Genomic DNA, 13,705 nt, shown 5'->3' with positions numbered 1-13,705 from the left:
AAATATTGATTTTAAACTAATTCACCTAATAACCTCAAAAATAACAACGAAAGTATACATTCAAAACACTAAAAACAAAGCGTTGAAAAAAATATGTGAAGAACACGATATTGCGTTAATTCTTGATGAGATACAAACGGGATTTGGTAGAACAGGTAAAATGTTTGCTGCTGATTACTTTGATGTACAACCTAATATGATGACAGTAGCTAAAGGTTTAGGTGGAACTGGATTCCAAGTTGCAGCTATCCTTACTGAAGAGAAGTATGTGGGTATGCCTGGTCACCATCATTCTTTTACTTATGGATCGAATGTAATGGCATCTGCAGCAGCATGTACCACAATTGATATATTACAAGGACCTGGATTTTTGGAAAATGTAACTGTGGTTGGAAATTATATTATGGAACGTTTAGAAAAAATGAAAGAAAGATTTAAGTTTATTGGAGATGTAAGAGGTGTTGGTTTAATGATTGGGGTTGAAATAGTAAAAGATAATAATGAACCTGATGTTGAGCTTACGAATTATATTGCAAAACGTGCTATGGATCATGGCATAATTATCAGAACACCTAGATATGGCTATGGCTACGGAAATGTGTTTAAAATTCGTCCACCCCTTACTATTACTCTAAGTGAGGCAGAAGAACTGTGTTATAAATTAACTCATCTATTGGAGGAGATCAAGTGAAAACCTATATTATTGAGTTAGGAAAATACGTATATAATAAGGTGGAAAATCAAAAGGGAACTTTGAAAAACCGTATAGTTAATGGGTACTCTTCAGGTGGAGATGCACAGTTTAGTATTGATACTGCAGCAGAAAATGCGGTCCTTGAATATATATCAGATAAGAAAGAACCTGTTGCATTCTATACTGAAGATGGTGGTCTTAAGATTTTTGGAGAAAATCCACAATATATTTTAATTGTAGATCCGATTGATGGTACCCGTCCTGCAGCTGCAGGACTTGAAATGTTTTGTATTTCTATTGCTCTAGCAAAATACAAAAACAATTCTAAAATTAAAGATATTGAATATGCGTTTCTAATGAAACTTAAAACAGGTAATTACATGTATAGTGATATTTTTTCAAATTCTATAGAATTTGAAGGTTATAATAGCCAATTACCAAACTTAAGCCAGGGCAAAGACATTAAGAATATGTTTTGGAGTTTTGAGTTTAACGCTTTATCCGAAAGAATTCTCCTTCCTCAAGCGTGTACAGGGCGATGGCCCAACGGTAGGTGGGAGATGAATTTCGGTTTGGCGTAGCCAAAAAGGGTTCTGGTGCAAAAAAAACGAAGCCGCTTGCAAGTAATCTCCTAAACTTGGACATCCTGATACTAGTACTCTAAAAAAGGACGTAATCAGTATGGAAATGGGAAATTTATTTAAGTGGAAATATTACCAACCTGATATTATTTTGTTAACGGTAAGATGGTACCTACGGTACAACTTCAGTTTTCGTGATTTGATGGAATGATGGAAGAATGGGGTTTATCCATTTTTCATACAACGATTATGCGTTGGGTTCATCAGTATGGTCCTGAATTGGACAAACGAATCCGACGTCACCTCAAACAAATGACTCCTGGAGAGTCGATGAAACATATATCAAAGTAAAAGGTCAATGGATGTATGTACCTGTATCGTACCGTTGATTTGAAAGGAAACACAATCGATTTTTGCCTAAACAAAACAAGAGACCAGAAGGCTGAAGTGACCCCTGTCAAGTAGACAGTATTTAAAAAGCGCCACTAAATAACTTGAGTTCTATATTTATATGGGCTCAGGTTATTTAATTTCTTTTGAAATCTTTGCAACAGGCCACCTATCATTGTAGGTAGAAAAATATTAAAACCATAATTACACATAAAGAAAAAAATCCCTTATGATTCTGGGATTCTTTTTCTTTTTCTTGTTTAAAGTTTGCTCACCCAAATGATCTGCACATCAATCCATCTTTGATATACAGATCATTTGGGTGATAATTTTTATAAATAATTGCGGAATAATAAACTTACATAAATGCTTTTAAAAGTTCTTGTACGAATGGAAGTGCGCCACCTACAAATTTTAAAACTGCTATTGCGATTTCCATGTTATTTCCTCCTCTTTTTATGTATTAAGATGTGATATATCTTTATGTCCCCATTATAGTAAGCGCTTACATTAATATCAATCCATCTCGATATGTAATATTGCATATTCTTATATAATTTAGTAGATAAATTATATAGAGTAGCTACAAAGCTAATGAATATGCAGGTTTTCTTGTTTGTGTGCTAGTTTCATCAGCAAATACGTCAGACCTCTGAAAGACTTTTGTAACATTTATGAAAGAGAAATGAAAGATTTGTTAACTAGGATGAGGCGTATCTACTAGTAGACAAATATTTGTGGGTGACAGGTATTCCTTTTGAAAAACGAGTAGCACCCGTAGGTCAGAATAGACTTGGAATAACTTATGAGAAGTTTGCGGGTTGGCATTATGTAATTCAATATAAAAACTCGTCTTATTGCGGTGCTGTTGAAAAGCATAAGGATACAAAAGGGAATGAGTATTATGGTACACCTATCAATTTTGAAGTGCCGGCTGGAGTAGAGAGTGATGGATATATAAGAAATAATACTCCAATTACAATGTCAATGTGGATTGGGGGACCAAATGCTGATGCAGGAGGAACAAAAAATATGTAAATGCAGGCAATCGAAGCTGGATCTATTTTAGTGACCAATCAAGAAGCATTTTAACAGTTAAGAAAAAAATTCGAAGGAAATAGATTTAGTAACAGGTAAAACGGATTATCTTAGAGATAAACTTGGTAGACCTACTGACTGGTATAATGCAGATCCACAGCAATCTAGTTATGGAGTTACAACAACTTTTCAGCTAGAGACTTCAGAACAACCATTTGCAAATCAAGATAAATTGTGGGGAATATCTGCCCCTGAAGACTACGCTGGATATGAATTAGTACCTTTACAATAGGGTATCCATTACATTCAGCTCTATATAACTGTACTTATTAGCATTTCATGTGTTTTCCGATAAGGTAAGAGAAAACTCTATGAAGGAAAGTTAAATTATACATCAAATGGAGGAATATGTATGAAGAGAAAAATTTTCGCTATAGCTTCTGTAATTGCTTTAACAGCTCCTATTCAAAGTGTGGCGTTTGCACATGAAAGTGATCACCAGTATGATCCACCTATTGCTCAAAGATGGTCAGCAGAATCTATACATAATGAAGGAGTAAGTTCTCATTTATGGATTGTAAACAGAGCCATTGATATTATGTCTCAAAATACGACTGTTGTGAAGCAACATGAGACAGCTCTATTAAACGAATGGCGTACTGATTTGGAGAAAGGTATTTACTCTGCGGATTATCAAAACCCATACTATGATAATTCCACATTCGCTTCACACTTCTATGATCCTGATTCAGGAAAAACGTATATTCCATTTGCTAAACAAGCAAAGCAAACAGGAGCGAAGTATTTTAAACTAGCTGGTGAAGCTTATCAAAATAAAGATCTGAAAAATGCATTCTTTTATTTAGGATTATCACTTCATTATTTAGGGGATGTTAACCAGCCTATGCATGCAGCAAACTTTACTAACATTTCGCATCCATTTGGCTTCCACTCAAAATATGAAAACTTCGTTGATACAGTGAAAGACAATAATAAAGTAACGGATGGAAATGGCTATTGGAATTGGAAAAGTGCAAATCCAGAAGAATGGGTTCATGCATCAGCAGTTGCAGCAAAAGCTGATTTCCCATCAATTGTTAATGATAATACGAAAAGTTGGTTCCTAAAAGCAGCGGTATCACAAGACTCTGCTGACAAATGGCGTGCTGAAGTAACACCGGTAACAGGAAAACGTTTAATGGAAGCACAGCGTATTACAGCTGGATATATTCATTTATGGTTTGATACGTATGTGAATAACAAATAACAAAATACACTTATACATGGCAAAAATTATATATGTTTTAAAGAAAATAGAAAGGATTCAACCGAGTTAGATATTAAACGAATAGATTATATGGGATAGATCCTTTCAATTAGATATTTGAACATTTAAAATAATCCGCTAGTATCTAAACTAGCGGATTTCAATTCATTATTTTTTCCATTCTGTAAGCTTAACATCCCATAGAAACGCATCTGTATCATAAAATTTAATACTAAGTTCATTTGCTTTATCCAACTCTATCTCAAAAGAGCTTGTGGATGTAGATATGCTTTCTTCAGAGAATTGAATGGTTTGTACATCTTTTCCATCAATAGAAATAATTATCTTACCGGAATGTTTGCTAGCACCATCAGGGATACCGAGATATCCCGAAAGTTTTGCATACTTACCTTTTAACAAGTATTTAAATTGCTGAGAATTTGTCCCTTTACTACTATACATATTTAATTTAGGTTCAATTTTTTTATGAGCCACTTTAAAGCCAGTGGAATTGTTAACTTTCAGTACATATCCAGTACTTTCTGTCAGTTGATTTAGTGCTATAACAGTTCCGTTTTTTAGGGATTTATTAATTTCACCTACAACTACAAGTACTCCTAATGTCAAGATAAATGCTGTTACACCTATAATAATAAAGTTTTTCAGAGTATTATTAGAACGAAATCCTATTTTATATGCACAAAATCCTATTGTAGCACCCATTGCATTCACAATTACATCATCAATGTCAAAGCCACCAAGAAAAGTAACCATTTGTAGGACTTCTAGTATAAGAATAGTAATACAGAATGAAGTAATAAATCTAATAAAGTTACAACGATATAACATAGAAATTAATACCCCAAAAGGTATGAATGCTGTTAAATTTCCAAAATTAAAAAACCATAGATTAAAATCTTTCCCATCTACCATATTTGGTAAGCACAAAGGAATGCTACTCGGAATTAACTGGTATTCATATTCATGGTTAATATATTTTAAGCCCAATCTATCGAAACCAAGAAACATAAAGTAGAGGATTAGAACGGAATATAGTCCTAATATTATGAGGGTAATGTTACGATGTTTTCCTTTAATAATAAAACCTCCTATTACTAATAATTGTTTAATACCTTTGTGAATTCTTATATTTTAAATATAACAATAAAACCATGTCGGCGTAAGTAGTAATAATCGATTCTGTTGTAAAGTTTTTAAAAGTAAGCTAAACTTTGCAACAGAACCAGAAATCTTAATATCCTCAAATGCAAAAAACGTCATCCTTTCTAAATAAGCTAGATTAGAAAGGATGACGTTTTTTATGAATCTCTCGATTCAAGATGAACTACAACCATTTGCGAAAGAATTACAACGATATGTTACACCTGTATTTTTAGAAGAACTTGCAAGAGAACTCGAATTTGTAAAACGAAAACGAAAGTTTTCTGGTACAGATTTATCTATCATTTGTATCTGGATTAGTCAATGGGTCGCAAGTGATCCTTTAAGTCCGATTATGTAATAGGCCATGCTATGACAGGTACTTTACTCAGCCCTGAGGGCTTAAATAAACGTTTAAATGCTAAAGCAGGTTTGTTTTTATAACATATTACAACAAAAAGTATGTGAACAAACACAAATTTTTAACCATCTCTTCTTTTATTTTCAACGAATTTGTATCCTAGATGCCAACGTATTTCAAGTGCCAAATGATTTAAAGAATGTATATCTAGGCTCTGGAGGATTGCCCAAACAGCCGGAATCAAAATTCAATTTCTAAGTTACAACGCACATGCGTATATATGTTTTTCGATCTATCCATGAATGTCTATAAACAGCTAAAAGAATAATAAAGCATTAAAATTATTTTACTTTTGAGAAGTATATTCTTGTACAATAATCAACAGATAAAATATCATAACATAAAAAAACAATAATTTTTTATGCAATATTGCATAAAAAAAAGAATTGCAAGCCATGTATTTTCTAAATATAATAAATATAAAATATTGCTAAATTTTCTGAAAATACAGATGGGTGTTTTGTGAAGTTAGATTGAATAGAAAAAACATTCATATAATAGGTGGATTGTTAAGTGTATTTATTTTTTAATACATAGGCTTAAATTCTAAAAATTAATTTTTTGGATTAGTTTTTAATAGTATAGAATAATATTTACGCCCGTTCATTTAATTAAGTAAGTAGTATCTTTAACAAATATTATGAATTCAATTGAGCGATAAAGATTATAAGAAAATATGAATTTATAACACAATCATTATTTATACCTATAAATTTCTGAATAATTAAACTAATATTCTTTTGCAACAAGTACAATTAGCATGTAAGGTTTTTCCTGAAAATTTGAAGAATGGTGGGAATGAAATGAAACGTAGGATGTTAACAAAATGGTTTGGAATTATAAGTTTAATCATTATGTTGCTAGGGGTTTCTATTCCACAAGCAGCAGCCGAGATAATACATCAAGAAAAGTTTCAAGTGAACTGGAATTATATTAAATTCAAAGGTAATGCAGTAAAAATAAAGGCAGACTTACTAAGAACGTCATCAAAAGATGTTGCATATTGTTTATCGCCTGATCTGAATTCACCTAATGGAGACGATCTTTCTGAGATTGGAAAAGAGAATGATTTTGTATATCGTGTCTTACTTTATGGATACCCTCAAAAAACGCCGGCTGAATTAGGAGTTTCTACAAAAGAGGAAGCCTACTATGCAACTCAATTAGCTATCTGGATTGCATCCAAAAAAATTGAAATAGCTGATTCAAAACCAGAAAACCAACAGGTATATAACCTTGTAAAACATTTGGTAGAAAAAGCTTCTAAAGGTACTGAAGTTCAGGAAGCATATTTGAACGTAATACCTACTGGGAAACAAACTGTAGAGCAAAATGGGGAATATTTTGAAACAAATTTATATACAGTTCAATCAAATGCAGTATCTGGAGTATACTCAGTTCAAATGGAGGGTGCACCAGAAGGAGTTAAAATAATAAATGAACAAGGTGAAAAAAAGAATGAATTCTCTATAGAGGAAAAATTTAAAGTTATGATTCCCAAAAACGCAACAAGTGGAAATTTCAAGATAAGAGTAAATGCAAAATTGCAGAGCTTACAAGCAGTTATCTTTGACGGTCAACATAGGGTTCAAAATACAACTGCATTATTACCAAGAATGAGTGAAAAAAGCAGTACAGATATAGTAGTTAGATGGGAACTTTTAGGTTCGTTAAAAATTATGAAGGTAGGAGAAAATAGAGAAGCTTTAAAAGGAGCAGTGTTTGAGGTTGTAAGTGAAAATGGGGATTTTAGACAAGTAATCACTACAACTGAGAATGGGATTGCTACATTAAATCAACTTCCTACTGGTACGTATATTGTAAAAGAAATTCAGGCTCCAGAGGGCTATGTACTTGATCCTACAATGAAAAAAATGGAAGTGAAAACTGGCGAGATAGCAGAAATAGAAATAAAGAATCAAAAAATAACAAGTGGCCTGGAAATTAAAAAAGTACATGCTACATATGAAAATACTAAACAATCTTATGATATACAAAGTAAAGAGCACACAATAGAAAACGATTTTGCAAGTAAGGAAAAGCATCACCTGCCATCAACAGGAGCGAAGTTTCCAACTGTCCCGTTTGTAGGATTAGGATTTGTTATTTTAGGAATCTATATATTAAAAATAAGAAAAGATCATAGTTAAAAACTATAAACAATAAGGGTTTTGTTACCAATGCTTAAAGTTAAATATGCTAAGAAATGTTTTGTGAAAAATGTAGACTATAACAATTCTTCAAAATGAAAACGCTTGCAATTAATGTGGTTATGAAAAAACTATATGATATACCTAAAGGTGTCATCGGCAGCCACTCTCGCAAAGGAAAATGCCATGACAATGCTTGCATTGAATCATTCTTCTCTCATTTTAAATCTGAAATATTTTCTCTCAATTATTATCAAACAAAAGGAGAACTGATTCAAGCAATTGAAACATACATCTATCATTATAGCTATAAATGATTCTAAAAACGACACAACCATCGAGCTCCGATTTAATATCGAATCTCGATGGTTGTCTAATTTTTTATATTTTAGTACGTAAATGTAACTGTCGCCAATGAATATCCAGCTTGTGCAGTATAAGGTGCTACTTGGTAAGATACTTTTTTTGCACCTTTTGGCCAAGAAATTTCATTCAGTACTTTCTTTACGTCTTGCATGGTTCCATCCATAGATTGTTTATAACGAACCTCTACTTTTTTGGGTTTTGATGCAAATTGCTGTTGCAATTTTTTCTTCAACTCATTATAGTTATTCGCCCCATATTGTGCAGATAAATAAACAAGGTTTGTATCCTTTAGCATTTGCTGATATGTTAATGCTTTTGGGCTACCTGATTTTATCTTATTTGTTAATTCATTATAGTAGGTTGTTATCGCTTTTGGATATTTACTACGATCCCATTGATGGTCTTTTCCCAATTGTTCATCAGACATATTAAAGTAAGAATATGTTACTCGCCCTTGTTTGTCTGGAATTGGATCATCGAATGTTGTGTCAAGATGATACCATTTCCCCTCAATTTTCACTATATTCCAAGCATGTGCTTGTCCATTTCCAGTTCCTGTTACAATATGAGATTCTATTCCTGCTTCTTTTAGCAATTGATAGGTTAATAATGCATATCCTTGACAAACCGCTGAACGATTTGCTAATGCCTCATATGCCGTATAAGCTTTGTATGAAGTATCGTATGAAACATGTTTCACTATATAATCATGAATTACTTTTACTTTTTCATGTCCATCCATTCCAGTCTTAACAATAGAATTTACAATTGATTTTGTTTGTGTCTTTACATATTGAGTTTGTTGTTTTGATTCACGGTATTTGATATTCAATGTGAATGTATAGTTTCCTGGTATACCACGAATTGAATAGTTTGTACTTGCTACATTATATTTTAAGTATTCATCCGAATCTACTACCTTGTCGTACGCTTTAACAAGCGTATTCATAACTTCTTTAATATTATTATTTTTTGTTTTATATGTAATGGTAATGTTCTCTTTACGATTATCAATATGCTTCTTTATTTCTTGCTGAAATCCTTGTAATAGTTTTGCATCCCCTTGTAGAGCTGCAACTTTTTGATTTGTAGCTGCATAAGAAACAGCGGGAATTTGTAAACCACCAATCAGTATCGTCGAACAAAGTACGATCTTTGTTAAGTACTTGTTTGTTTTCTTCATCTTGTCACATCTTCCTACTTAAAATTTATATATAAATATTTTCACATAAATTTAAGTATATAATAATTTTTTAAAAGAAAATATGTAATAATGCATATTTGGTTCTGGTGCAAAAAGAAAGAGTAAAAAGAATGAGTCATTCCTAACGGAATGACTGTTTATGCGGTAAGATCAAAGAGAATATTAATCAGTTGTATCTGCTTTTGGACAGACTTTTCCCCATGGAAAATATGTAATAATGCATAGATCCTTATAAATCTCCCTGCAAGAAGTGTAGAAATATAAGATGGAATATTCCCTCTTATATTTCTACAGCTCCAAGTCATTTACATATAAAGGTAATAGGATTATATTAGCAGTGTAATACAAAATATTGGATGGAAGGGGATGTTTTTATGTTAAAAAAAGTAGCATTAGGAATTTCATCTTTAGCAATAACTGCATTTGTTGGCTTAGGAATGGCAACAGAGGCTTCCGCTGGCCCTGCAGCACCACTATCCTCACTAAATGTTGTGCAAGTAGAGTCTGAGCAAGGCGGGGTAGAAACGATTAATCCAAATAACTTTAGTACAACTCGAAATCATGGAGGAAGTTACTTATATATTTACACGAAAGAAATCGGATATGGCCAAAATCCGTTTGCAAAAATGAATGGATCGTCAGTGCAAAGTATTGGATCGTCAGTTATTGGCGGAAATCCAGTTGTTGGTTGGTATTATAAATGGGATGCATCGGGACATCAACAAGGTACATTTGAATACCAAAAAACGTCTATTAATTTTCCTTTCAACACAATGCGTACGTCACTATATATACAATAAATATCAGGCACCAAGTCACATGAATGACTATCAAAAAGAAAAAGCACTCATCAGAGTGCTCTTTCTTTGACTTGAACTACTTTTTTATATGTTAGAAACTCCAACCCTATCATGTAAACACTTCCTATAAATTATAGTTAGAAGCTTCCCTTTAGGAAGGCCTATTTTTATGTTTTTTAGTTTTTGATTTACACTTTTCATTCTCCCAATAGAAAAACGATAGGGACAAAGAAACACAGACAAAACGTCTCGCATATTAAGACTGATAGTGAGAAAGCAAATTGCACCTGTACATATTCTGTGTGTACGTTTTTTTCTTTAGGAGTAATAATTATTTAAAGGAGTGATACACATGAATATGAACGAATATTCCGTTGATTTAGAAGATGTAAAGAAGATGTTGGAACTTTACTCAAAATTAAAGGATACGGATATCTTCATATCACCATCAAGCTAAGGTTTTCATATACCCCAAAAACGAAAAAATGAGCCGAACTCTTATAAATAACTGTGAAAAGGTAAAAATTTCGTTATGGGAGGTTTCTCAGAATATTAGCTTAATGGGTATGGGGTATTACTGAGGGGAAATCTTACTTATTGAATATAAAAAATACGTAATTACAAATTAGCATTACATTACTATTTATTTCGTTTACACTTGAATAGTATTCTATTTATTGAAAATATTAGGTGGTATTTGGTGAAATTAGGAAAAGTTATTCTAGTTGGATTATTGACTTTTGGAAGTTTTACGGCGGTAGATATGATTTCAACAACAAAGCAAGCAGCTGCGGCTACGCAGGATAATTTAAGTTTGAATCTTTCAGCCGAATCATATAGACAAGGTCAAAATGTTATTTTCAAATTGATAAATGATACTGATCAAAAAGCGCATTTTTATGTAAGTACTGAGAAATTGAGTAAAGATGGATGGGTTTATTATGATGCTTATCCTTATCATACTGAATTACCGGCAAACACATGGGAAGAAGGTTGGTTAGAATCAGGTTGGGGTGGAATAATTGTAGAATCGGGTACATATCGTTTCAAAGTTGAAACCACAAAAGCTGATGGTACCAAAAACATATTTTACTCAGAGATGTTTGAATTAGCGAAAAATCCAATAATGGAATAATAAAGAGAAGACATCTATTAAAGGTGTCTTTTTTACTGAAACTCAATAAAGTACAGCTTAGTTTATATAACGGAACTGTATTAATATTAGCATTAGGATCTGACTTAAAATAAGGGTTTTAGGATTGTTTTAGATTCAGTAGTTTTTGTTGTTAAGAATAAATTACATTGGAGTTATGAAATGAGTAGGAGAAAAACTATATCTATATTGCTATTATTAAGTATAATTGCATTTGATATATTTTGGTTTTGGTTAGATAGAAATGAATATTATTTTTTTTTTTTAAATTCAACAGGTTATGATATCATATCTAAATATTTTAAACAAACGTTTGGTTGATATGAGTTTTTATTTCTGAAAATTCCTACAGCCGATGTTCCTATATAAACATATTAGGTATAATAAAGGAAAGAGTAAATATATGGAGGATAAACCAGAATGAATGATTTTCATATATATGAAGAACAAGCGGATCTACTCAGATATATTGCACACCCTGTCCGACTTCAATTACTTCAGGAACTGATACGAAGAGGTGGTTGTAATGTGACTGAACTATGTCATATATTAAAAACCCCCCAATCTACCACTTCCCAACACCTTGCAAAATTGAAAAGTGCTCGTATTGTGAGAAGTATTAATCAAGGAACAGTGAAAACATATCAGGTATGTCATGAACAGATACATCCAATTATTAATATCTTAATGAATGCGAAATAGACGAAGAGTAATTTCAATTTATATCAATGGGATCGAAGTATGGAAACGCAAATACAGTAAGAATATGTCGTAAGTGAAACGCATATTGGTCTGAATAATAATTTAAGAAAAAGAAGATGTCCTATATGCAAAATTCAAAAAAGATTATTTCCGGAACACTTGGATAATTGGAATAAAATAACTTTATCAATAAATATTATAGATAAATATGGTAAAACACAATATTAGAGTGAGACCTCAAAATGTAAAATGGTGATTCAAGTTGAAAAAGTACTCATGTGGGTGCTTTTTTTCTCTATCTTACATACATAAAAGGGGATTGCATCATGAATATTATTGATTTAGAACTAGTCCGAAAGCGAAAAATAAAGAAAGATAAAATGATTACAATACCAATTATTGAACGAGTCTTTGAAATGAATGGAAAAATTGAGTTTGAAGTAACTGGTGAAAAAGAAATTCCTATTGCTTGGCTAGAAAAGGAATAATTAGTTCAATATATCATTAAGTAAAAAGATAAACAAACTCTTACATAAAATAGAAAAGAGTCCTAAATTAATAGGACTCTTTTTACGATGAAGTTACTGGATTTCTTGATATGATGAATACCAGCTGTTAGATAGTAATATATTCATTTGGGGAAAGCATCAAATAGGATGATTTTTTTGGTTCTGGTGCAAAAATTTTCAATTATTTTCAAGCTTTTGCACCAGAACCAAATGAAGTACACTACTCCTCTTTCTAAAAAATATCACATTTTCACCCTTTAATATAGATTTTATCTAATTATTAAAGAATATTAAGATAATTAATAATAATACAAGCAACGCATATACTATTCATTTTTTTGTTATCATTATCATTTTTTATTTGTGACAACTGTTTGAACAACGGATTATTATACATAATCTAAAAAAAATAGAGCATAGTGTAGAATTTTGTCTAATGATATGTATGTACACTGTCTATCTGTTAGATATAGACTGTGAAGTGTAAGGATCTATCTTACAAAAAATTTAAAGGAGGCTTATAAAATGGGGGAATTCACAGGGTTTACAAAGTTTACACTTGCTACATTAATAGGATTAGGTAGCTTAGGTGCCTTTTCTCAAACAGAAGGTGTAAAAGCTGAAAGTTTGGATCGTATTTCTCAGAAAAATGTTGAATTTAATTCATCTTCTACTATCGCAAATACTTTTGAAAAAAGAGCTAATATTGTCCCTGAATCAAATGTAATCACAAACCATTATGTGAAGTACTCAAAAACTAGTTATCAGGTTAAAGATAGTATTCCAAAAGAAATTTATTATTCATCAAATGGTTTTAAAGGTTATATACAAGCAACAACTATAATTGATATTGGTGACCATTTCCTGACTTTCTATTCTGGAACTGTAATCCGATGTTAATTTCATGATTACGTTTATGAAAAATAGTTTAAAACTTGTGGATTTTTAAAAAATAAACCACAAAATTATTCAATTTCATGGTTTATCAAATAAAAGATAATGCTAAGACTACGCCTAATACTCTCACATTACCTTCCCCAAAGTTAATTATAGAGTATTAAAGTATTACTGTTCAATAAAAAAGCACTCGAATGAGTGCTTTTTTAATTGCTATTCCTATTGGAATTCTTTTTCGTTTGTTTAAAGTACTGTAATTCAATTATGATAAGTGTATTTGAGAACTTCTAAGTCCGTTAAAATTACCACTTACAAACTTCTCAATAGGGTACACTCAATTGATAAAGATATATGCAATGAATCAAACTCTAC

The 13,705-nt window shown here is 31.7% G+C and carries 9 protein-coding genes and 6 pseudogenes; 12 read left to right on the top strand and 3 right to left on the bottom strand.

Going from position 1 to position 13,705, the window contains the following annotated elements; genetic code table 11:
- Positions 1 to 76 precede the first annotated feature (76 nt).
- The 3 pseudogenes from DJ93_RS28960 to DJ93_RS31885 form a co-directional block, all read left to right on the top strand.
- A pseudogene (locus tag DJ93_RS28960) lies at positions 77 to 691 on the top strand (aminotransferase class III-fold pyridoxal phosphate-dependent enzyme); the annotation flags it as partial.
- A pseudogene (locus tag DJ93_RS28955) lies at positions 688 to 1,188 on the top strand (inositol monophosphatase family protein); the annotation flags it as partial. The pseudogenes DJ93_RS28960 and DJ93_RS28955, both read left to right, overlap by 4 nt.
- 187 nt (positions 1,189 to 1,375) lie before the next feature.
- Positions 1,376 to 1,719: pseudogene (locus DJ93_RS31885) on the top strand (IS6 family transposase); the annotation flags it as partial.
- Positions 1,720 to 2,023: 304 nt separating this feature from the next.
- On the opposite strand, the pseudogene DJ93_RS34720 reads toward DJ93_RS31885, so the two are convergent.
- Positions 2,024 to 2,210: pseudogene (locus tag DJ93_RS34720) on the bottom strand (hypothetical protein).
- Positions 2,211 to 2,379: 169 nt separating this feature from the next.
- Here DJ93_RS34720 and DJ93_RS34715 point away from each other — a divergent pair.
- Positions 2,380 to 2,995 (top strand): annotated as a pseudogene (locus DJ93_RS34715) (hypothetical protein); the annotation flags it as partial.
- A gap of 120 nt (positions 2,996 to 3,115) precedes the next feature.
- Entirely contained in the window at positions 3,116 to 3,970 is an 855-nt protein-coding gene (locus tag DJ93_RS28940; RefSeq protein WP_042985025.1) for a phospholipase C, read from the top strand.
- Positions 3,971 to 4,138: 168 nt separating this feature from the next.
- Here the strand turns inward: DJ93_RS28940 and DJ93_RS28935 are convergent, their stop codons facing one another.
- Positions 4,139 to 5,035: a VanZ family protein gene (locus tag DJ93_RS28935; RefSeq protein ID WP_259300259.1), complete on the bottom strand. Its 897-nt coding sequence runs from the start codon at positions 5,033 to 5,035 to the stop codon at positions 4,139 to 4,141.
- A 256-nt stretch (positions 5,036 to 5,291) separates the two neighbouring features.
- On the opposite strand from DJ93_RS28935, the pseudogene DJ93_RS29725 reads away from it, so the two are divergent.
- Together DJ93_RS29725 and DJ93_RS28925 are read left to right on the top strand one after the other, a co-directional pair.
- Positions 5,292 to 5,791, top strand: a pseudogene (locus DJ93_RS29725) (transposase); the annotation flags it as partial.
- Between the two features lie 564 nt (positions 5,792 to 6,355).
- Positions 6,356 to 7,702, top strand: coding sequence for a SpaA isopeptide-forming pilin-related protein (locus DJ93_RS28925; RefSeq protein WP_042985023.1), 1,347 nt, complete (start codon positions 6,356 to 6,358; stop codon positions 7,700 to 7,702).
- Between the two features lie 388 nt (positions 7,703 to 8,090).
- Here DJ93_RS28925 and DJ93_RS28920 read toward each other — a convergent pair whose 3' ends face one another.
- On the bottom strand, positions 8,091 to 9,251 hold the full coding sequence (locus DJ93_RS28920; RefSeq protein WP_042985021.1) for a transglutaminase domain-containing protein: 1,161 nt from the start codon (positions 9,249 to 9,251) through the stop codon (positions 8,091 to 8,093).
- 395 nt (positions 9,252 to 9,646) lie between these two features.
- On the opposite strand from DJ93_RS28920, the gene DJ93_RS28915 reads away from it, so the two are divergent.
- From DJ93_RS28915 to DJ93_RS28895, 5 genes are all read left to right on the top strand, one after another.
- Positions 9,647 to 10,072 carry a DUF4879 domain-containing protein gene (locus DJ93_RS28915; protein ID WP_042985020.1) on the top strand — a complete coding sequence of 142 codons (426 nt, stop codon included), beginning with the start codon at positions 9,647 to 9,649 and terminating at the stop codon, positions 10,070 to 10,072.
- 700 nt (positions 10,073 to 10,772) lie between these two features.
- A complete protein-coding gene (locus DJ93_RS28910) occupies positions 10,773 to 11,207 on the top strand; it encodes a DUF5065 family protein (protein ID WP_052109792.1) in 435 nt (144 codons plus the stop codon).
- Positions 11,208 to 11,645: 438 nt separating this feature from the next.
- Entirely contained in the window at positions 11,646 to 11,927 is a 282-nt protein-coding gene (locus DJ93_RS28905; RefSeq protein WP_042985018.1) for an ArsR/SmtB family transcription factor, read from the top strand.
- Between the two features lie 326 nt (positions 11,928 to 12,253).
- Positions 12,254 to 12,415 carry a hypothetical protein gene (locus DJ93_RS33500; RefSeq protein ID WP_042985016.1) on the top strand — a complete coding sequence of 54 codons (162 nt, stop codon included), beginning with the start codon at positions 12,254 to 12,256 and terminating at the stop codon, positions 12,413 to 12,415.
- Positions 12,416 to 12,961: 546 nt separating this feature from the next.
- Complete coding sequence (locus DJ93_RS28895; RefSeq protein ID WP_042985014.1) at positions 12,962 to 13,336, top strand: hypothetical protein; 375 nt, start codon at positions 12,962 to 12,964, stop codon at positions 13,334 to 13,336.
- Positions 13,337 to 13,705 lie beyond the last annotated feature (369 nt).

The sequence above is a fragment of the Bacillus clarus genome (assembly GCF_000746925.1).
GTDB lineage: Bacteria > Bacillota > Bacilli > Bacillales > Bacillaceae_G > Bacillus_A > Bacillus_A clarus.
Note: the sequence above shows the minus strand (reverse complement) of the source record. Positions and strands in the feature narration are given on the sequence as shown.